The organism is Kribbella jiaozuonensis (genome assembly GCF_005233875.1).
Classification (GTDB): domain Bacteria; phylum Actinomycetota; class Actinomycetes; order Propionibacteriales; family Kribbellaceae; genus Kribbella; species Kribbella jiaozuonensis.
Map to the genome: position 1 here is coordinate 1,738,711 of NZ_SZPZ01000001.1, position 19,766 is coordinate 1,758,476.

General features: G+C 66.5%; 15 protein-coding genes and 2 pseudogenes. 9 read left to right on the forward strand and 8 right to left on the reverse strand.

Annotation, left to right across the window (positions count from 1 at the left end; genetic code table 11):
• Positions 1 to 31 precede the first annotated feature (31 nt).
• Both FDA38_RS08465 and FDA38_RS08470 read right to left on the reverse strand, forming a co-directional pair.
• Positions 32 to 910, reverse strand: a complete 879-nt coding sequence (locus FDA38_RS08465; RefSeq protein WP_170989629.1) for a carbohydrate ABC transporter permease — start codon at positions 908 to 910, stop codon at positions 32 to 34.
• Positions 910 to 1,869 carry a carbohydrate ABC transporter permease gene (locus FDA38_RS08470; RefSeq protein WP_137253468.1) on the reverse strand — a complete coding sequence of 320 codons (960 nt, stop codon included), beginning with the start codon at positions 1,867 to 1,869 and terminating at the stop codon, positions 910 to 912. Before FDA38_RS08470 ends, FDA38_RS08465 begins: the two co-directional genes overlap by 1 nt.
• A 207-nt stretch (positions 1,870 to 2,076) precedes the next feature.
• Between FDA38_RS08470 and FDA38_RS08475 the strand changes: the two genes are divergently transcribed.
• From FDA38_RS08475 to FDA38_RS42935, 3 genes and pseudogenes are all read left to right on the forward strand, one after another.
• Positions 2,077 to 2,820: a GntR family transcriptional regulator gene (locus tag FDA38_RS08475; RefSeq protein WP_137253469.1), complete on the forward strand. Its 744-nt coding sequence runs from the start codon at positions 2,077 to 2,079 to the stop codon at positions 2,818 to 2,820.
• A 310-nt stretch (positions 2,821 to 3,130) separates the two neighbouring features.
• A complete protein-coding gene (locus FDA38_RS08480) occupies positions 3,131 to 4,774 on the forward strand; it encodes a hypothetical protein (RefSeq protein WP_202877591.1) in 1,644 nt (547 codons plus the stop codon).
• Positions 4,762 to 4,860, forward strand: a pseudogene (locus FDA38_RS42935) (DUF2613 family protein); the annotation flags it as partial. The gene FDA38_RS08480 and the pseudogene FDA38_RS42935, both read left to right, overlap by 13 nt.
• Here the strand turns inward: FDA38_RS42935 and FDA38_RS08485 are convergent.
• Positions 4,814 to 6,022: a glycosyltransferase family 4 protein gene (locus tag FDA38_RS08485; protein WP_233714595.1), complete on the reverse strand. Its 1,209-nt coding sequence runs from the start codon at positions 6,020 to 6,022 to the stop codon at positions 4,814 to 4,816. The pseudogene FDA38_RS42935 and the gene FDA38_RS08485 sit on opposite strands and share 47 nt — an antisense overlap.
• A 91-nt stretch (positions 6,023 to 6,113) precedes the next feature.
• On the opposite strand from FDA38_RS08485, the gene FDA38_RS43550 reads away from it, so the two are divergent.
• Positions 6,114 to 6,860 (forward strand): class I SAM-dependent methyltransferase, encoded by a 747-nt coding sequence (locus FDA38_RS43550; protein WP_137253470.1) that lies wholly within the window; start codon positions 6,114 to 6,116, stop codon positions 6,858 to 6,860.
• Positions 6,857 to 10,969, forward strand: a complete 4,113-nt coding sequence (locus FDA38_RS08495; RefSeq protein ID WP_137253471.1) for an alpha-(1->3)-arabinofuranosyltransferase — start codon at positions 6,857 to 6,859, stop codon at positions 10,967 to 10,969. The genes FDA38_RS43550 and FDA38_RS08495 overlap by 4 nt, the downstream gene beginning before the upstream one ends.
• A gap of 20 nt (positions 10,970 to 10,989) precedes the next feature.
• Here the strand turns inward: FDA38_RS08495 and FDA38_RS42950 are convergent.
• Together FDA38_RS42950 and FDA38_RS08505 are read right to left on the reverse strand one after the other, a co-directional pair.
• Positions 10,990 to 12,027 (reverse strand): annotated as a pseudogene (locus FDA38_RS42950) (acyltransferase family protein); the annotation flags it as partial.
• Positions 12,024 to 13,784: a hypothetical protein gene (locus FDA38_RS08505; protein ID WP_137253473.1), complete on the reverse strand. Its 1,761-nt coding sequence runs from the start codon at positions 13,782 to 13,784 to the stop codon at positions 12,024 to 12,026. The pseudogene FDA38_RS42950 and the gene FDA38_RS08505, both read right to left, overlap by 4 nt.
• A 111-nt stretch (positions 13,785 to 13,895) precedes the next feature.
• On the opposite strand from FDA38_RS08505, the gene FDA38_RS08510 reads away from it, so the two are divergent.
• Entirely contained in the window at positions 13,896 to 14,987 is a 1,092-nt protein-coding gene (locus tag FDA38_RS08510; protein WP_137253474.1) for a DUF3068 domain-containing protein, read from the forward strand.
• Positions 14,988 to 15,009: 22 nt separating this feature from the next.
• Here FDA38_RS08510 and FDA38_RS08515 read toward each other — a convergent pair whose 3' ends face one another.
• Positions 15,010 to 15,675, reverse strand: a complete 666-nt coding sequence (locus FDA38_RS08515; RefSeq protein WP_137253475.1) for a fasciclin domain-containing protein — start codon at positions 15,673 to 15,675, stop codon at positions 15,010 to 15,012.
• Positions 15,676 to 15,819: 144 nt separating this feature from the next.
• Here FDA38_RS08515 and FDA38_RS08520 point away from each other — a divergent pair, with 144 nt between their 5' ends.
• Positions 15,820 to 16,686 (forward strand): MerR family transcriptional regulator, encoded by an 867-nt coding sequence (locus FDA38_RS08520; protein ID WP_137253476.1) that lies wholly within the window; start codon positions 15,820 to 15,822, stop codon positions 16,684 to 16,686.
• 14 nt (positions 16,687 to 16,700) lie between these two features.
• On the opposite strand, the gene FDA38_RS08525 is transcribed toward FDA38_RS08520, so the two are convergent.
• Both FDA38_RS08525 and FDA38_RS08530 read right to left on the reverse strand, forming a co-directional pair.
• Positions 16,701 to 17,312 (reverse strand): class F sortase, encoded by a 612-nt coding sequence (locus FDA38_RS08525; protein ID WP_137253477.1) that lies wholly within the window; start codon positions 17,310 to 17,312, stop codon positions 16,701 to 16,703.
• A gap of 29 nt (positions 17,313 to 17,341) precedes the next feature.
• Positions 17,342 to 18,181: a DUF4397 domain-containing protein gene (locus FDA38_RS08530; protein ID WP_137253478.1), complete on the reverse strand. Its 840-nt coding sequence runs from the start codon at positions 18,179 to 18,181 to the stop codon at positions 17,342 to 17,344.
• Positions 18,182 to 18,333: 152 nt separating this feature from the next.
• On the opposite strand from FDA38_RS08530, the gene FDA38_RS08535 reads away from it, so the two are divergent.
• Together FDA38_RS08535 and FDA38_RS08540 are read left to right on the forward strand one after the other, a co-directional pair.
• Positions 18,334 to 18,912: a sigma-70 family RNA polymerase sigma factor gene (locus tag FDA38_RS08535; RefSeq protein WP_233714596.1), complete on the forward strand. Its 579-nt coding sequence runs from the start codon at positions 18,334 to 18,336 to the stop codon at positions 18,910 to 18,912.
• The gene (locus FDA38_RS08540) at positions 18,893 to 19,663 is read left to right on the forward strand and encodes an anti-sigma factor domain-containing protein (protein ID WP_137253480.1); all 771 of its coding nucleotides are present in this window, start codon (positions 18,893 to 18,895) and stop codon (positions 19,661 to 19,663) included. Before FDA38_RS08535 ends, FDA38_RS08540 begins: the two co-directional genes overlap by 20 nt.
• The last annotated feature ends 103 nt before the right edge of the window (positions 19,664 to 19,766 follow it).

Genomic DNA, 19,766 nt, shown 5'->3' on the forward strand with positions numbered 1-19,766 from the left:
TTCCATCCCCTTTGCAGGTGTGCGCCGGCGGTCAGCGACCGGCCGTGGCACTGAGCGTGATGCCGCGAACGAAGTACTTCTGGAACGCGAAGAAGACCAGCACGACAGGAACCGTCATCACGGCGGCGTAGGCCATCATGAGGTTGTAGTTGATCCGGAAATCGCCTTGGAACAGGTTGACCGCGAGCGACAACGTCCACTTGTCCTCGGTGTTCAGGTACACCAGCGGGGCGATGAAGTCGTTCCAGTGCGTGAGTACGGACAAGATGAGGACCGTGGCGAGCCCCGGCCGGGCGAGCGGGAGAGCGATGCTCCAGAAGGTTCGGAGGAAGCCGGCACCGTCGAGCCGGGCGGCGTCCTCGACCTCGACCGGAATGCTCTTGAAGAACTGGCGGAGCAGGAAGATGTAGATCGGATGGCCGAACATCGACGGGATGATCAGCGGCCACAACGTGTTGACCAGACCGACGTTGCGGAACAGGACGAACTGCGGGATCAGCGTCACGACATACGGCAGCATGATCGTGCTGAGTACCACGACGAACAGCGCATCCCTGCCCGGGAAGCGCAGCCGGGCGAAGGCATAGGCGACGAGCGCCGAGACCATCACGTTGCCCACCAGGGTCACCAGCGTGATGATCATCGTGTTCTTGAAGAACGTGAGCAGCGGCGCGACCTGGAAGATCCGCAGATAGTTGCCCCACTCAACGGGACTGGGGATCCAGCGGACCGGGATCGTGAGCTCCTGCCCACTCGGTTTCAGCGACGTGCTGATGGCATAGACCATCGGCACGAGTGCGGCGAGTGCGATCACGGTCAGCGCGACGTACGCCGCGGTCCGGCCGGAGAACTTGATCAGCATCCGGCGCCGGCGACCGTCCGGCGGGGCAGGGCTTGCCAGGTTGACCATCACGCGTCTCCTTCGTAGTAGACCCATCGACGCGCGAGCCGGAACTGTCCGAGCGTCAGCACGAGGATCACGAGGAACAAGATCCACGAGAGCACCGAGGCGTAGCCCATCGAGAAGTTCTGGAACCCCGTTTGGTAGATGTAGAGAACGCCCATCAGGGAAGAGTTTCCGGGTCCGCCGCCCGTCATCACGTAGGGCGGGACGAACACCTGCAAGGCGCCGATCGTGCCGATGATCAGGTTGAAGAAGATGGTCGGTGACAGCATCGGTAGCGTGATGTGCCAGAACCGGCCGATGACACCGGCGCCGTCGATGGCGGCGGCCTCGTGCAGATGCATGGGGATGTTCTGCAGGCCGGCGAGGAAGATGATCATCGCGTTACCGAAGGCCCAGACGCCCATGATGATCAGGGCGGGCTTGACCGTGTGGCTGCTGTCGAGCCAGTTCAGCGGGCCGATGCCCGCCTTGCCGAGAAGTTCGTTGGCCAATCCCGAGTTCGGGTTGTAGATGATGAACCAGAGGATCGCAGTCGCGACGAACGGGATCTGCGACGGCAGGAACACCGCGGCCCGGTAGATGTTGCGGCCGATGATGTCGAGGTTGAGCAGAAGTGCGACCGCAAGCGCGACAACCAGTTGAAGCGGCACCGTCAGCGCCGTGTAGAAGACCGTGTTCCACAGCACCTCCCGGAACACGTCGTCGTGCACGAGCCGGGTGAAGTTGCCGAATCCGATCCACTCGGGGCTGGAGATCAGGTCCCAGCGGGTGAACATCAGGTACGCCGAGAAGGCCATGGGGCCCGCGGTCAGCAGCAGGAATCCGAGCAGCCAGGGGAGGATCGCGGCGTACCCGGTCAGCGCCTCGCGACGCTTGAGGGTGAGCCACGGAGTACTACTCCGGGACACCGTACGGCTGCTGTCACGGACGACGGGTGCGCTGTCGGCTGGGCGGTCAACCATGAGCCCGCACCCGTTCAGCTACGCGCGTTCCATGCATCCTATATGGAATGAGCATGTAGTTCTCCTCACTAGATGGAGAAGGTTGCGCGCAGGACTCGATCGAGGAGTTGCGCGCGAGAGGTGACGCCGGTTGGTCTTCCGAACATCGTCGGCCGGGGAGCCCGTTCGGGGTCGCTTACTTCGGCCGTGTGCGTTACCATATAGGATATGAAAAACGCTGGCAAGGGTTCGCGTTCGTCGTCGCGCGCGCACCGACCGTCACGGCAGATCCTCACCGACGGCGCGTACGAGACGATCAAAGAGCTGGTGATGGACAACCAGCTCGAGCCCGGCGAGCGGATCAACATCGAGGAACTGGCGCGCCAGTTGGAGATCTCCACGACGCCGGTGCGCGAGGCGCTGGCCCGGTTGGAGTCCGATGGCCTCATCCGCAAGCGGGCGCTGACCGGCTACGCGGTGGCGCCGCTGCTCGACCTGGCGTCGCTCGGTCACCTGTTCGAGATTCGCCATCTGCTGGAGCCGCACGCGGCCGCCAAGGCGGCCAAGCTGGCCAACGACCTCGAGCTCGCGAATCTGCGTGAGATGGTCGAACTGATGCGCGCGGACGACATCGGCGACGCCTACGGCCACTACCGGGCCTTCGCTGCTCACGACACCGAGTTCCACGCCCTGATCGCGCGTTACTCAGGCAACCCGGTGCTCGAGCAGACGCTGGCCGGCCTGCATTTCCAGTGGCATCTGTATCGACTCCGTTTCGAGCCCGAGGTCGGTCTCGACACGATTGCCGAGCACGCGAACATCGCGACCGCCATCCTGCAACGCGACGCAGCAGCCGCCGCGGAGGCCATGCGCGAACATCTCCGTCAATCCGAGCAGCGACTGCTGCCGGTCGCGCAAGGCGGCGCGCAGGGTTTCAAACGGGATCGGGGTTCGGGCGACACCGCGAGGTGACGCACAGCCACATCCAGACGGACGTATCGGAGGTGGCCGCCGCGGGTCACTGTTCTCAATGGGGCCTGCTGGGTTCGGCAGCCCGGCCAACCGATTCTCCGATGCCATGCCAGATGCTCGCGTTGCGGCACCGCCACCCTCATTGGCAACCTAGGCTTCCGCAGTGGCGCGAGTCTGACTTGCATCAATGCGCCAGCTTCTACCCTTGCTGAGTTCACCTTGACCTCGGGGGTGTGGCCTGAGGAGAGGACGAAGGGTGTCGGAGCGTTGGAGGCGTGTTGCTCCGTGGCTCTGGCCTGTCCTGCTTACTGTGTTGATCACGGCGCCGCTGCTCGCTCCAGGGTTCGTGGTCGGTTACGACATGGTGTTCGTGCCTGACCTTTCGTTGCGGCTTGATCTGTTCGGGGTTTCGGCGGCGATGCCGCGGGCGGTTCCGTCGGATGTGGTGGTCGCGGTGCTGGACGAGATTGCCGGCGGCCAGGTTCTGAACAAGCTGGTGCTGGTGGCGATTCCGCTGCTGTCAGGTCTCGGTATGACGGCCCTGTGGCGAGAGCTTCGCTTCGGCGGTGCGCTGCCCGGTGCGGCGGCCGCGACGTTGTACATGTGGAATCCGTTCGTGGCTGAACGTCTGCGCCTCGGCGCTTGGGCGCTGCTTCTCGGGTACGCCGCGCTGCCCTGGCTGGTGCGGTCCGCGATCAGAGTGCGCCGGGGGGAAGGGTGGGCGGGATTCGTCCTTGCATCGGCGGCCTGTGCCTTGACCGCATCCGGCGGCGTCATCGGTCTGCTTGTCGGTGGATTGATGCTGCTCTGGCGACCGTGGGCGAAGCAGCTTTGGCTCTTGGGCGCTGCGGTTCTGTTGAACGGGCCCTGGCTGGTCGCTGGGTTCACGCACGTCGGACTACCCACCGACCCCGCCTCAGTGACAGCGTTCGCGGCCCGCAATGAGGGGTACGGCGGGACGTTGCCGACGCTGCTTACTCTCGGCGGCGTCTGGAATGCAGATGTCGTCCCGGACAGCCGAGGTGAGCCGGTCTCGTTGGTGATCGCGTTCGCCGTACTCCTGCTGTCGTTGGCCGGCATCGCACTGCACTGGAGGCGGAGTCAGCCAATCCGCGCCCTTTCGGTGGCCGCCGTCGTAGCGACAGCGATCGCCTTGGCCGGAGTCATCGCGCCAAGTGCTTTCGCCCAGCTGGTTGCCCATGTCCCCGGGGTTGGCCTGTTCCGTGACGGCCAGCGGTATCTCGGGCCGTTGGTGCTCCTCGAAGCGATCGGCTTCGGCGCGGCTGTCTGCGCGATCGCGCAGCGCGTCCCTCTGAAGCGCGTTGTCGGTGTCACAGCACTCCTGCTGCCGATCGCCGCGCTACCAGGGCTCGTGGCCGGCGCGGGTCTTCACGTATCGAGATATCCAGCAGACTGGTCGCAAGCCCAACAAGCACTCCACGGTCGCTTCGTCCCGTGGCCGTTCGAGGCGTACCGCGCACCGTCGTGGAACGGCCGTCGTCCTGTGCTGGACCCGATGCCGCGCTACTTCGACCAGGCTTCGGTCGTACCCGACGAGCTGATCATCGGCGGCCGGCGTCTCGCCGGTGAGGATCCGCAGGCCGCTGCAGTAGCGAGCGCCGTACGGAAATCCATCGACGACGGCACAGATCCGGCACCTGTACTGCTGCAGCAGGGGATCGGCTGGATCGTGGTGGATCGGGAAGCAGGCGGCCCGCTGCCGGAAACCATGATGAGCGGTCTGAAGCGAGAGTTCGCCGGACCGTCGGTCATCGTCTACAAGCTCGACGGTACGCCGGCGCCGCAGCCGCATCCGCTCTGGCGGACAGTGGTCATCCTCGCGGCCTGGACGGTTGCCGGAGCAACGTTGCTCGCCGCTCTGGTGTCCCTGGCGCGGCGTTGTTACTCTTCGGTTCACTTGACCGGGAGGGGACGTATTTCATGGGATCACTGATCGGTGCGGCAATCGCCGTACTCGCAGGGCTCGCGGTGGCTACGACGACAGTTGTCGGGGTGGTTCAGCAGGTGAAGGACGATCCGGCGCCGCCGGCCGGCCAGCCGCAGGGCCAGGCCGATGTCCCGATCGTGAACTACGGCTCGAAGTAGCCAGCAACTGGTCGAAGGCCAGCGCCGCCGCGCTCCACGTGAACTGGTCGGCGCCGGCCAACGCTCCCTCGGACAACCGCCGCCGGAGCGTGCCGTCCTGCAGCAGTTCCGTGATCGCCGTCGCGAAATCACTCTCGTTGTCGACGAGCATCCCCGACACTCCGTCGTGCACGGATTCGGTCGGCCCACCTGCGCTGCGATACGCGACGGTGGGTACGCCGTGACCCGCGGCCTCACCGACGACGAGACCCCAGCCCTCCTTGAGGCTGGGCAGTGCCAGGATCCACGCTTCGTCGTACGCCGCATGCTTGTCCTCCTCGCTCACGTGGCCGCGGAATTCGACCGCGTCGGCAAGCCGGCGCTGTGCGACGTACTCGCGCAGTTCGTCCTCCCACCAGCCGGAGCCGACGATGATCAGCTTGCAGGTCGGCAAAGCCTTGCGCGCCAACGCGATCGCGTCCACCGCGTGCTCGAGCTGCTTGTGTGGGACCAGCCGGCCGACACACACCACGGTCGGCACGTCGGCCTGCGGGCGTTGCCGCGCCGGCGCCGGATCGGCACCGTTGTAAATGACGGCTATGCCGTCGACTCCGAGTTCGGTGAGTTCGTCGCGGGACGCCGAAGACACTGTCACGTAAGGACAATCGCGGTACAACCATGGAGCCACGCGAGACTCGAGCCACCATCCCAGCCGGCCACGCCAGCCCGGATACACGACCTGCCACTGCTCGTGGTGCACGTGATGGACGAGCACCACGACAGACCGACGCACCAGCCGGGTGAAGAACGGCAGCCCGTTCTGAACGTCGACAACGCAGTCCGGCCGATGGAACAACGTATACAGCAGCCCGTGCAGATACACCGTGATCTTGGAGCCGCGGTACACGTACCGCACCTGTTCCCGGCTCGCCTGGCGCGGACTCCCGGGGTACGCGGCGCACAGCACCGTCACCGACCAGCCCAGCAATGCAAGGCCTTTCGCGACTTCCTCGACATACCGCTCGGAACCCCCTCCCTCCGGGTTGGTCGTGTCCCGCCAGTTCAGCAACAGCACGCTCTGCGCACGCACCTGCTCAGCCCCACCCTCTTTGATCACCTCCCCCGAGGTAATGGGCGGGGACGTTACCAAGGAGTAACGATCTCCGCCAGACCTCGGAAGTTCCGTTAATGTCCCGCGTGTGCAGGTGATGACGAATGCCACGGGGCGCGCGGAGTGGCGCGCCGATCTGGGCCGGGCGGTGCGGTTGTTCCGCGCGTTCAAGGTCGAGCAGACCGACCCGGATCGCTTCTATGAAACGCTTGCTGAAGATTCGGCGGAGCAACTGGCGCAGTACGTCGACGTCGGCGGCGCGCTGATGCTCGACATCGGCGGCGGACCCGGCTACTTCGCCGATGCCTTCCGTCGTGCCGGGGCGACGTACTACGCCGTGGACTCGGACCTCGGCGAACTGAGCGGTCGGGGCGAGCCTGTACCGGGCACTGTCCTGGGAAGCGGCATGGCCCTGCCTGTTGCCGACGCCGCAGTGGATATCTGCTTCTCCTCGAATGTGCTCGAACACGTCCCCGAGCCTTGGCTGATGGCGGACGAGATGGTGCGGGTCACCCGGCCCGGAGGAACGATCTTCCTGTCCTACACCGGTTGGTGGGGACCGCACGGCGGCCACGAGACCTCGCCGTGGCACTACCTCGGCGGACACCGCGCGGCCGGCCGTTACGAACGGCATCAGGGTCACCCGCCCAAGAACAAGTTCGGTGAATCGCTCTTCCCGATCACGGTCGCGGCGGGGCTGCGCTGGGCGCGCAGTTGCCCCGGTGCCGAGCTGGTCGCGGCCCTGCCGAGATACCACCCGCGGTGGGCGTACGGCGTACTCGCACTGCCTGTTCTCCGTGAGGTCGTGGCCTGGAATCTCGTCCTGGTGTTGCGGCGACGATGAGTGAACCGGGGGGACGTCGTTCGGGGGAAGTGGTCTGGCGGGCGCGGATCACCGTTGCATGCCTGGTGCTGATAGCGCTTTGCTTCCACCAAGCACCGGGCAAGATCGTCCCGGACACGAAGCTCGACCTGACTGCCGATCCTGGCGCGTTCCTCGGTCGGGCCTTGCACCTGTGGGACCCACAAGGTGCATTCGGCCAACTGCAGAACCAGGCGTACGGCTATCTGTTGCCGATGGGACCGTTCCATTGGCTGCTCGACGTGCTGTCGGTGCCGGACTGGATCATCCAGCGACTGTGGTGGTCGCTGGTCCTCTGTGTCGCCCTGGTAGGTGTCTGGAAGCTCTGCAATGCCTTGCAGTACGGCGTTCCTTGGACGCGTTTCGCCGCAGCGTTGATGTATGCGCTGAGTCCGCGGATGCTCGGCGAGCTGTCGATAACGTCCATCGAGGTCTGGCCGATCGCGATGGCTCCGTGGGTGCTGCTACCGCTCGTCACCCCGCGGCCGCGCTCGTTCTGGTGGCGTGCCGGTTGGTCTGCCGTGGCGTTCGCGCTGGTAGGTGGAGTGAACGCGGTGGCAACCGGTGCGACTCTGGTGCTGCCCGCGTTGTGGCTGCTCACCAGGCGGTTCGATCGCTCGACGGTGAAGCTTGCGGTCAGCTGGTTCGTCGGCGTCGTAGCGGTCTCGTTGTGGTGGCTGGTGCCGCTCATGCTGCTCGGCCGATACAGCCCGCCGTTCCTGGACTGGATCGAGAACGCAGCGATCACGACCCACATGGCCAGTGTCTTCGAGTCCTTCCGGGGTACGTCGCAGTGGCTGAACTTCCTGGCCGGCAACGGTGGTCCCAGTTGGCCTGCGGGCTGGCTCTACGTCACGCAGCCGATGCTGATCCTCACCACGTCACTGGTGGCGCTGCTTGGGCTCGTAGGCCTGGCGATGGGATCCCTCAAGCATCGAGGCTTCCTGCACCTATCGCTGCTCGTCGGCCTGCTGCTGGTGACTCTCGGCCATGCGGGTGCGGCAGGCTCGCCGTTGGCGCCGCAACTGCAGGACCTACTCGACGGACCTCTCGCAGCCTTTCGCAACACGCACAAGTTCGAGCTCGTCGTCCGGCTGCCGCTGACGCTCGCCGCAGCGCACGCGCTCGCCCGGCTGGCCAGCTGGTCGGTCTCCCATCGCATCCATCGCCGAGTCGTCCCTGTCCTGGTGTCCTGCCTCGTGGTCTCCGTCGCCACTCCCGCGATCGTCGGTCAGCTGCCCAGACCAGAGGGGTACGACGCCATTCCCGCGTACTGGCGCGAGGCCGCGACCTGGCTCGACGCCCAGCCCGGGGACGGCAGCGTCCTCGTCGTACCTGCTGCGTCGTTCGCGGATTTCACCTGGGGTTCGACCAAGGACGAGCCGTTCCAGGCGCTGCTGAAGCGGCCGATGGCAGTGCGGGACGCGGTGCCGTTGGGGTCAGCGGGTGCGACCAGATGGCTGGATGAGGTCGAGCGGCGGCTTGGCTCCGGCGTCGGGGACAAGACCCTGCAGCAGGCACTCCAGCGGGCAGGCGTGAGGTACGTCGTCGTACGCAACGATCTTCGGTACGACGTGCAGCTCGCGTCGACCATCGCCGTACACGAGAGCCTGGGCGAGTCCGGTATCGGGCGCGTCGCGTCCTTCGGTCCACCCACCGGGAGCCGGATCGAGCAGCCTGATGTCACGCTGGACGGTCACACCCGATTGCCCTATCCGAGTGTGGAAATCTACGACGCCGGCCAGACCGATGCCGGCCGGCTGGTACCGCGGTCGCGGCTTGTCGAGGTGCGTGGAGCGGCCGAGGATGTACCGGCTGCGTTGACCGCGATGGGTGCTGATCAGGAAGCAATCACCAGCTCCGATGCGGCAGGGCGGCTCGACGGTTTGCCGCTGATCGAGACCGACGGCCTGCAACGCCGGGAGGTGTCCTTCGGTCGTCCGGCCGAGAACTATTCGCCGGTGCTGACAGCATCAGATCCCGGTCGACTGGGGCGGCGCGTCCTCGGGTACCAACTCGATGGTGCGTCGCCGCCGACGACGAGGACCTGGGCCGGCGGTGTCGTCGACGTACGGGCGTCGTCGTCGGCTGCTGACGCCGATGCCACTTTGCGCACCGGACCAGGCAACGGCCCGTTCGCCGCGGTGGACGGCGACCCGGCGACTCGGTGGGTCTCGGGCCGGTTCGGTCGTGCCAGCGGCGAGTGGCTCGAGGTGACGTTCGCGGAGCCACGGACGGTCGATGGTCTCACCGTGCAGTTCTCGTTGGACCCGCCAACGACCGAGCCGGTGCGGACGCTGCAGGTGGAGACCGACGCCGGTTCGCTGACCTCGGTGGTGTCGGGATCGGGAGATCCTCAAAGCATTCCGGTGCCGCCGGGCTCGACGCAGCGGCTGCGATTGAGCATCGGGACGACCGACGGCAGACAGGCCGGGGGAGTATCGATCGCCGAGGTGACACTGCCTGGGATGCTGGCCGTGAACAGGTTGTCGGTACCGGCGTCAACGCGTCAGCCGAGCGCGCTGGTGTTCAGGAACCAGCAGATCGGGCGGTCCTCCTGCCTGCACGTGGACACCCGGCCGCTGTGTCGACCGAGTCAGGCCGAAGACTCGGAGGAGCCGACCGGGCTGCTGCGGAGTATCGAGCTCCCGAAGACCGCGTCGTACCAGGTGCAAGGCACAGCTCTACCGCAGGACGGCGAGGCGCTGGAGCGTTTGCTGGCTGTGCCCGGCGGGATCAGCGCGACGGCGTCATCGCGGGCGGTGGCTGCGCCGGAGGGTCGGCCGGGCGCGGCCGTGGATCGGGACCTCGGCACGGGGTGGGTTGCGGATCCCGACGATCCCGCTCCCAGTCTCACCCTGAGGTTGCCTCGAGACCGCAGTCTGACCGGGCTGCAATTCCTCGGTGATCCGTATCTGACGGCGTCCCGACCGGCTGAGGTGTCATTGCGGTTCGACGGTGGTGCGCCGACCAGGAGTGCAGTCGATGCCGAAGGCTATGTCCGCTTCGCCGCACGGAAGGCGCGTCTGGTTCAGGTGGACTTCGTCGCGACCAGACCGCAGCTGGACTTCGACTCCGCGACCGGCTACTCGCAGACTGCGCCGGTCGGTGTGGCGGAGGTGCGCGTGCTGGGCGCAGAGGACCTGCGCAGGGGACTCGATCCGAACCGTCAGATCGGGGTGCCGTGCGGCTTCGGACCAGGCATCCGAGTCGACGGCGTGCCCGCGGACACGCAGGCCACGGCGACGGTGCGGGACCTGCTGCAGCGGCGACCGGTGACCTTCAGCGGCTGCGGTAAGGACACGGACGTCTCCGTGCTGGCCGGGCGACACTCCGTGGACGTCCTGGCCGGTGGTGGTCTTGTCCCGATCGAGCTCAGGCTCGGCGCCCCCAGCTCTCGCGCGACCTCGGTGCAGGGCGTCAAGGTGTCGCGGCAGAGCCCTGCCGAGTTGAAGCTCGACGTGCCGCATGCGGCGGAGCAGTCGGTGCTCACGGTCGCGCAGAACTACAACGAGGGCTGGCAGGCGTACGACGCAGGCGGCCACCAACTCACACCGATCCGCGTCGGCGGATGGCAGCAGGGCTGGCTCGTGCCGGCTGGGCAGGCGCAGGTGGTGACGGCCCGCTTCGGGCCTGACGGCAGCTACCGGACCGGCGTCCTCCTGGGGCTGCTCGCTCTGCTGTCGGTGGTCGCGCTGGCCTTGTTCTCCCGGCGCTCGAATCACCCGGGGCAGCAGCTCGTTGGTGGACGGATCCTTCGCCCCTGGGCGGTCCTCGGCTTCGGACTGGTGGCGGGAACATTCATGGCGGGCTGGATCGGCCTCGGTGCAGTCTCAGTGGCCGCGCTGTGCGCGTGGGCCTTGCCTCGACGGGCAGTGCTTGGACTGGTCGCAGCGGTGGTGGCGGTCGGGACGCTGGTCGCGGCAGCTCAGCCTTGGCCCGGGGGCGATGCCGGAGTGACCTCGGCTGCGGTCCAGGCGTCGGTGCTGTTCGGCTGTGCGCTCGCATCGCTGTCAGCCTTTGCGGGTGAGACGTCGTACCGGCTGTCTCGTCTGCCCCGACGCATGATCGGGCGCTCCACCCCGAAGTAGCTCGCCACGGCGACAGCGACGGAGATGACGAGGGTTGACGCGAAGATCGGGACGAATCGGCCGCTGAACAGGGTGTAGCCGGTGAGCTGCTCGATCAGGCTCAGCACGATCAGGTGGTACGCGAAGACGCCGTACGAGATGTTGCCGGCGAGGTGCCCGGCGCGGCCGCCGAGCAGCCGGGCCGAGCGAGTCGTCGGCGTCAGCGCCGGGAACAGCGCACACGCTGCAACGGCTGTGTAGAGCAGGCTCTTCATCAGTGCCTGTGCAGGTGTGGGCGCGGACAGGTTGTACGGTCCGGCGATCGGAGTCGTGGCTATCAGCAACAATGCTGCGGCGGCCGTCCAGACCGTGCCGGGGATCTGGGCCAGGGTGTCGAGAGTGGGGGTCGTCAGCTGCCCGCGGGACCGGGCGACCTGCCACAGTGCGAAGCCCATCCCGACCGCGAACCAACCGAGGTACCCGGGCAACCAGAGTCCTGCCTGTGGGTGGCCGGTGGCGTTCACGCCTGCCATCCACACCGGACCGAGCACGGCCAGTGCGGTGAGTACGGCGATTCGCCCAGCGACACTGCGGCGCGTCGGACGGCCGCTGCCGGTCAGCAGCTTGGCCAGCGCAGGCAGGAGTAGGTAGAACGTGACCTCGGTCGCCAGGCTCCACATCTGCGTGAGGCCGTCGGCGGGCGGGCTGTCGAAGTAGATCTGGGTCAGAGTCGCGTGTTGGAGATAGGTGGCCCAGGTGACTCCGTTGTTGTGCGGAACGAGGAGGGCCGACAGCAGTACGGCGATCCACAGCGCCGGGAGGATCCGGAGTGCGCGGTTGCGGAGGTACGGCAGGACGCGTGGCGGCTCGGTGCTGTCGTACCAGGCTGCCACGTGCGGGCGATAGAGCAGGAACCCGGAGATGGCGAAGAAGATGGCGACACCGACGTCCAGCCGGGCGAGGAGTCCGGCGAGCGGGCCGTTCAGCGACGTACCGGTGTGGAACCCGACGTGTGTCGTGAGCACCGCGAGTGCGCCGATGGCGCGCAGGCCGTCCAGGGCAGCGAACCTGGTCTTCATTGCGGGAGTCCGATCTGAAGATCCGTGACACAGAGGTTGCTTGCCGGATCGGCGGACCGGAGCCGCAGTTCGGTGGCGCGGATCCGCTGCGACGGGCCGAGGTACATCGTGGTGGCGCCGGCCGGCCAGTTCCTGGCAGGCAACGCTGTCACCGCTCCATCGGCGTCGAGTAGCTCGACCGAGACCTCGTTCTCCCGATTCGAGAAATAGGCGGCCTTGACGAACCACTCCGCGACCGCGACCTCGTTCTGGGTCGGACTCAACTGGATGGTCAACGGCTCGGTGCCGCGGAGCAAGAAGTTGCAGAAGGCGTTCGGCACGGCTGGTGCGGCGTTGCGGGACCACACCGCGAACGAGGCCGGCCGGATGTGCCCGGTGTCGTCGACGATGAGTGGCTCGCTGCCCGGCTCCTGCACCCGGAACTGCCGACCGGCCATCTGCAGAACAGGGGACAACCGACGGTCCGACATCAAGGCGGTGCCGATGGGCTGCGGCATCGCGGTGTCCCACAGGTTCACGTTGGTGCCGGTCCGGTCCAGCTCGGCGTCGACAGTCGCGAAGTACGCCTTCGCCGGGTTGTTGCCCCACTGCTGGGCGAAGCCGGCGTCCGAGACGATCACTCCGGCGGCGAAACCCACCAGGAGCAGCATGGGGACGAAAGCGCGAACCTGCCGGGCCGCGAGTACGACGGCCAACGTCAGCGGGATCGAGAGATCGGACCAATAGTGGTAGTGCACCGTGAGTACGGAACCGAACGTGGAGAAGCGTCCGTACGACACGAGCACGACCGTGGCCGGTACGTAGACGGCTACTGCGATCCAGAAGAGCAGCGCGCGGCGGTCGCGTCGCCACCCGACCGCCCACAACAGCGCGGTGAGCAATCCACCGGCCAACAGCGCCGCGAGCGGTGGCGCGGCGAGGCTGAACGCCTCACCCGTCCGTGCCCAGGTCCACGGTCCTCCGACGATGGCCGACAGGGGTACCTCGAACCCGCGTCCGAGGAGTCCGACCAGGTCGGCAGGTGCTGGTACCTGGCCTCGCGACGGGCTGGCATGGGTGATGTAAAGGTGCCCGAATCCGAGGACCGCCGCGCCGAGCGCCGCCGCGAACGGCCACGTTCGCCGTAGCCATTGACGGAGAGGTTCATCCCGGAGATACAGCGCCATCGCCGCGACTGTCAGCAGGATCAGGCCTGACTTCTCCCAGCAGGCAAGGGATATCAGCAGCGACAGGGGGCCGTAGGCAACGGCGCGGCGGCGATGGCCGTCGTACCAGTCAATCGTTGCGTGCAGCAACAGTAGGCCGAAGACGTGTGCGGACAGGTTGTTGACGCCGCTGGACAGCGACATGAACGACGGCATGCTGACCGGCATCAGTGCGTAGAGCGCCGTACCGGGAATCACCCACCAGGTCGGACCCAGAACGCGGATCAGCAGCAGGCCCATCAGCGTGATCGCGAGCGCCTGCATCAGGATCCGCCAGATGACGGTGACGTCGTAATTCAGCGGGGCGACAGTCGCGAAGGCCGCGTAGATGAAGCGGAGGCCGGGGGCGATGTGGTCGTTCACCGGCTCGAGCAGTTCGTGCGGCGCGAAGCCACGGCCGCCCTGCACCAGGAAATCGAGATCGTCGGACAGCCATGAACCGCGTCGCGCCAGCAGGCCGAGGACGGTTGCTTGCAGCACGGCCAGCGTCACCACAATGCCGCGGAGAACCGATGTCTCCGGCGAGTTCGGCACGCGTGAGATCCCCCTCATGGGGCGGGACTATATGCCAGTTCGACGTCCCGCGAATCCGTCGTTGTCGGCGTCTTCTCAAAGCCACTTACTCACTGGTAGGGTCCCGCGAACAGACCGGGAGGGGATGCAGTGGGGACTCGTATTCGTGCGGTGCTGATCGGGCTCGGGGTGTTCTGCGTCGGCGTCGCGGCATTGACGAAGTTCTACGCCTATCCGGCATTGGCGGTCGCACCCGCGGATCAGATCGCGCACACGGTGTCGGACGGTCCGAATGCGACGATCTTCAGCGTCGCGGACCTGAAGGTGAAGAGGAACATAGAACTCGAGGCCCGCCGCACGGTGCGCGGTGACGTGGTCGCGGCCGACAAGATCAGCAAGGCGTTGAACCGCAAGGTTGTCGTGTACGACACCGCCGTGGTGACGGACGACTCGAAGAACTACCAGTTCCCCGACGATGCGTCGAAGACCGCGGAGATGCCGCTGAGCTTCGTCCAGGAGCGCGTGGTGCTGGATGCGCGCACCGGTGAGTCGGTCCGGTGGAATCCGTCGGGCAACGACGACAGCGGCGAGTACGTCACAACCACGCTGGAGAAGGCGGACCGGCTCAGGCCCGACCCGAAGAGCGCGCTGTTCAAGGGCCACGAGGGCCTGGTGCTCAAGTTCCCGTTCGGCACCGAGAAGAAGACGTACAACTTCTGGGACACGACACTGCGGAAGGCGTTCCCGATCCAGTTCAAACGCGAGGACGAGCTGTACGGGCTGAAGGTGTACGTCTTCGAGCAGGAGATCCCGAAGCAGGAGGTCCCCCAGGCCAAGCCGCTGGAGGTTCCCGGGAACCTGGTCGGCGAGCCGGGGAAGGACTCGGTCGTGGCGCAACGCACGTACAAGAACACCAGGACCCTGTGGATCGAACCGGTCACCGGCGCGATCATCAAGGGCAAGGAACAGCAACTCGCCACCATCGCCTACAACGGTGCCGACAAACTGACCGCCACGCAGGTCTCGATCGAGTACGACGACGCAACGGTGAAGAAGAACGTCAACGGCGCGACCGAGAACGGCGTGGAGGAGGGCGGCTACCAATCAAAGGCCGGCCAGCTCCACGCCATCGGATTCTGGGTACCGCTTGTGTCGCTGATCGTCGGACTCCTACTCCTCGCCTTCGCCGGCTTCGGTTACACGAGGTTCGGACGCCCGACGTCAAGCAGCGTGAGGGAGTAGCTGACGCCAGGCGTCCGAGCCGTCAGATGTCGAGTGGGCGGAGGACCAGGGTGATGCCGTGGGCGATCTGCTTGTTGCCCTTGTTGATGTCGAGGGCACATCGGTTGAGCCGCGGGTTGCGGTCGTTGGGGTCGGCGTCGATCAGCCGGACGATCCGGAAGCGCTTGCTGATTACGTCGACCCTGATCGAACCGCCGGGCAGAGCCGTCTTGAGCGTGGCGCCGTCGGACCTCAGCGCCGTACGGCTGTCGATCGTCGCCCCTGGGATGACGTGGTACAGAAGGACCGCTTCGATCGTGTCGACGCCGAGCAAGCCGGCCAGACCGGTGAACAGGGCGCTCTCGGACTTGTACCACTTGCCGGTCAGGTCCTTGGCGAGAAGCCGGAACGCGCGATCGCTGGGCAGGAAGGCCGTCAGCGGGACATTGCCGTTGGCCAGAACCTTCACCGGGCTGTTCGGTTTGGCGGCGAGGACGGCACCCACAGCATTCGTGAGTACGTCGTAGTCGTTCCAGTTGTGGTCGAAGGTGTCGCCGTCTGCCGCCAGCACGGTGGCGAGGCTGCGACTGCCCGGCTGGTGATGGGCCGACGCCTGGGTCGTGGTCGCGACTGCGCTCGTGACGACAACTCCGGCTACGACCAGCGCGGTCGCCAGGGAACGAGTCAGGCGTCGTGAGATTTTGCGCATCGGACAACCTTTCGATGAGCACGGCCGCGCCGTCGCGACCGCTGTCACCTACCCTTCCGGTCCGGAGCGCGACACGGATGCAGAAGTTGTGCAGTATCGGTGCAGGATGCGTGCTCAGAAGAGGTTTCGTGTCATCGTAGGAAGATGCCAGATCGTCCGACCGTGCGGGACGCCGGCCACGGGGAGATGGTGTGGCCAGTAGGTCGCGTCGCCGAGATGCTCGGCGTTCCGACTGTCACCATCCGCAGCTGGGAGCGACGGTACGGCATCGGTCCGTCGCAACGCAGCGCAGGGCAGCACCGTCGATACTCTGCCGCGGACGTTGCCCGACTGCGCCGGATGATCGCGCTGATCGCCAAGGGCGCCTCGGCGGTGGATGCAGCTCGGCTCACCGGACGTTCGAGTGCAGTGTCGTCCGCGCCGGACGATCTGCTCGCCGCTGCCGAGTCCTACCAGGTGGCCGCGATGGCGGAGACGCTCGACACTCTGCTCGAGCTGCAGGGGGTCGAGCGAGCCTGGAACGAGGTGGTGACACCTGCGTTCCACGAGCTCGAACGACGATTCGCTGACCTCGGTGATTGCATCGATCTCACCTTCCTGCTCGCTGGGACAGTCGAGGATGCGATCGAGCGGTACGTCGTTGATCGGGGACTCCAGCACAGCGGAAGACCGTGCCTGCTGGTCCCTTGCCCCGACGAGCGCCATACCTTACCGATGACGGTCCTCCGCGGATCATTGCTCGAACGAGGCGTGCCGGTCATCGCCCTCGAGGCGGGTTTCAACGACGCGGCTGTCCTGGCGGCAGCTGAGCGATCTCAGCCGACAGTCGTCGTGCTCTGGACCACGAGGCGACGCGGCGGTCAGGCCGCCCTGAGGCGTCGGCTGGAGAGACTCGGACACCACGTCCTGAGAGCTGGACCTGGCTGGCCCCGACCGGATCGTGATCTGAACGACCTCGACGGAGCCATCAGGCGAATCGTGGCGGCGTCCCGTCGTACTCAGCACTTGTGATCGCAGCAGTGGGATCACGTGGGTTCCGCGGTGACCACGAGGTTGTCGCGGTAGCCTCCGCCGTTGTGATCGTACGGTCCGCCGCAGGTGATGATCCGTAGCAGCGGGGCACCGTCGCGGTCGAAGACCTTGTTGAGGGCCAGGCTCGACTTTGCGATGTCCTCGACAGTCCGGACGCGGTAGCTGGTCACCGAGTTGTTGCTCAGGCGAATCACCGCCATGTCCCCGGGGTGGAGTCGCCGCAGCCGCGCCAGCGGGCCAACGCCGTACTGCTTGCTGTCTATGTGACCGCCCAGGACGACTGAACCGCGGTCGTCGGTGGTGCTCGGGCCGAAGCGGTACCAGCCGATCGTCGCGGGATTCGGGGGAAGCGCCATCTGCCCGTCCGGAGCAACCCCGACGGCAACGACCTGGACGTCTATCCCGACGCCGGCGAGCTGCAATCTAACCGGTTGTACGACGCTCGTCGTGTCGGGCGGATCCGCTGGTCGAGCGCGGATACGGCTGTTCCCCGCAGTAGAAACGGACTGAGCCGGTGACGGGGTGGCAAGCACCGGCGCGGTCTGCACGCTTCGGTCGCGGGATGTGCAGGCGGTAAGCGAACTGCCGACCGTGAGTGCGGCCATCGCCAGGATGGCCGCACCGTGAGTCCGGATCACGACCGGGTACGCGCCCGGATTGCCGTCGCGCCGAAGCCGATCACGCCGAGCCCGATCAGCCCGAGAACGCCTGTCAGCCACGGGGAGCTGGTCGACGTGTCCTGCGCAGCCGCCTGGCCGCCAGTTCCTCCCGGAATGCCGGACGGGTTGCCGTGCAGACCGGAGATCGTTTGCACGGCGAGCTTGAGGTTCTTGCCCGATGCGCTGCCCCAGGCATAGACAATCGTGTTCGTACCCTCCTTGAGGTTCACATCCGCCGGGCCGATCGCGACGGTCGACGTTCCGGCGAGAACTACGTCGGCCTTGACTGTCCCGGCAGGCAGGTCAGCCTTGACCTCCTTCGGGTTGGTCAGGCCCTCGAACACCGGCTTGCCACCGGCACGGACGTCGACGGCCGGCGCCGCTGCATCGTGCCGAACGGTCAGCCGAGCCTTGCCCGCGGCGAGCTTGGACACATCGTTGACGTACGGCGTCAGCACCGGCTTGCCGGACGCTGAGAGGTGGGCTACGACGGTGATGTTCGCGCCTCCTGGGACGTTCACGTCGTTCGCCTGGATGAGTGCCGCGCCCTTCGCGCCGGCACCGGCCTTGGTCACCTTCAGGTCGTACGCACCTGCCGGCAGCTGAACCGGGTCGGTGAGGGTACCGGGCTTGAAGTTGGTGAGGAGCGCCTTGCCATTGGCGTAGACATCGACGGTTGCACCGGGAACCGCATGCAGCACCGACACCGTGGCCGTGGCTGTCGGTTGGGCCTGAGCGCTTGCAGCCACAGCCGCTGGGGCGCCGGCAACCACGAGGCCGGCGGCGAGCAGGGCAATGACTCGACGGACGGACATGAGGGGTCCTCCTAGGGATCGGACTACTTGTCCCTTCTTCCGTCGGTGCCGGCCGCTCGGATGCGGCAATCAATGCAAAAGTTGTGCAAGGTCGAGCTTGCACAAGTTCTGCATCGAAAGTTGCGTCCGCTGGATTGGGTAGAGTTCGAGGGGTGACCAGTACCGAGGCCGGCTTGCCGTCGCCGGCCGAGATCGCGAAGAGCTTCGCGGAGGGCCGCGAGGAGAGTCTCGCGCACGCCTATCGGCGCTGGTCCGGCCTTGTGTTCACGCTGGCGCTGAGATCGCTGGGGGATCGAGCCGACGCCGAGGATGTGACCCAACAGGTCTTTGTGTCCGCGTGGCGAGGACGGGCGACGTTCGACCCGGCCAGCGGGCAACTCGGCTCGTGGCTGACCGGGATCACCCGGCACCGGATCGCCGATCGGCTGGCCGCACGCGGTCGCGAGCATCGCAGCGTCGAGGCCGCCGCCGGACTCGCACAAGCGCCCGCGGCGACGGAGAGGCTGGACGAACACACTGTCGACCGGGTCGTGCTGGCCGACGAACTGGCGAAACTCGAGGATCCCAGGCGAACGATCCTCCACCTCGCCTTCTACGAAGATCAGACCTATCCGGAGATCGCTGAGCAGCTGGCTCTGCCGTTAGGCACGGTGAAGAGCCACGTACGCCGAGGCCTCCTGCATCTGCGGGACCGACTCAAGGAGGTGAAAGGTGACGACGCATCTCGATGATGAGCTGCTGGCCCAATGGGCCCTGGACGGCGACGAACCCGACCCAGCTGCCGCCGATCACCTCCAGCACTGCGCACAATGCCGTGACAGCCTGGACGAACTGCGGGCTGTCGCCGCGGCGAGGGGCCAGCTTCACCGGCTGGAGCTCCCGCCGGATGATGTATGGCTACGGGTCAGCGCCGAAGTCGATCTCGAGTCCCGTCCGACCGCAACCTCGCCGCAGCCCGCCGTACCCGCAGATCACGCGAGCTCGAACCACCGCGCCGACGGGCCTGGTGCCATTACCCGCCTCACGCAGAAGCCTGCCAAGAGGCGCTGGCGGGGCTTTGCCGTTGCCGCGAGCGTCGCGGCGGTCGTCGGGGTCGCCGCCGGCGTGATCGGCACATTGCTGGTCACCTCGGATGACAACACCCCGCCTCCTGCCGAGGCGGTTATCCAGCTCCAACCACTCGCAGGCAAGTCGGGCGACGGGAGTGCCGACCTGATTCGCGACAACGCGGGCAACCAACTGAAGGTCGCCGCATCAGGTCTCGCCAACACTCCAGGCTTCTACGAGGTCTGGCTGATCAACCTCGACGGCAAGCGCATGGTCTCGCTCGGCGTACTCAACCCTGAAACAGGTGGGACGTTCCAGATTCCGCCCGATGTCACCGCGCAGGGATATCGGATCGTCGACGTCTCGCTGGAGCCGGACGACGGCAATCCCGAACACTCGCACAACAGCATCATCCGGGGAACCCTCCCGAGCTGACGCGATCGGTGCCATGGATGTCTTCTGCCGCCGGCCGGTGCGTGGATGCAGTGACATATCGAACAGGTAGCTAGGTTGCGGCCTGCAACGACGTCGTGCATCA

Coding starts and splice junctions, on each gene's coding strand:
- FDA38_RS08465 (WP_170989629.1), bottom strand. CDS start 910: ATGGTCAACCTGGCAAGCCCTGCCCCGCCGGACGGTCGCCGGCGCCGG.
- FDA38_RS08470 (WP_137253468.1), bottom strand. CDS start 1,869: ATGGTTGACCGCCCAGCCGACAGCGCACCCGTCGTCCGTGACAGCAGC.
- FDA38_RS08475 (WP_137253469.1), top strand. CDS start 2,077: ATGAAAAACGCTGGCAAGGGTTCGCGTTCGTCGTCGCGCGCGCACCGA.
- FDA38_RS43550 (WP_137253470.1), top strand. CDS start 6,114: ATGACGAATGCCACGGGGCGCGCGGAGTGGCGCGCCGATCTGGGCCGG.
- FDA38_RS08495 (WP_137253471.1), top strand. CDS start 6,857: ATGAGTGAACCGGGGGGACGTCGTTCGGGGGAAGTGGTCTGGCGGGCG.
- FDA38_RS08505 (WP_137253473.1), bottom strand. CDS start 13,784: ATGAGGGGGATCTCACGCGTGCCGAACTCGCCGGAGACATCGGTTCTC.
- FDA38_RS08515 (WP_137253475.1), bottom strand. CDS start 15,675: ATGCGCAAAATCTCACGACGCCTGACTCGTTCCCTGGCGACCGCGCTG.
- FDA38_RS08520 (WP_137253476.1), top strand. CDS start 15,820: ATGCCAGATCGTCCGACCGTGCGGGACGCCGGCCACGGGGAGATGGTG.
- FDA38_RS08525 (WP_137253477.1), bottom strand. CDS start 17,312: ATGGCCGCACTCACGGTCGGCAGTTCGCTTACCGCCTGCACATCCCGC.
- FDA38_RS08530 (WP_137253478.1), bottom strand. CDS start 18,181: ATGTCCGTCCGTCGAGTCATTGCCCTGCTCGCCGCCGGCCTCGTGGTT.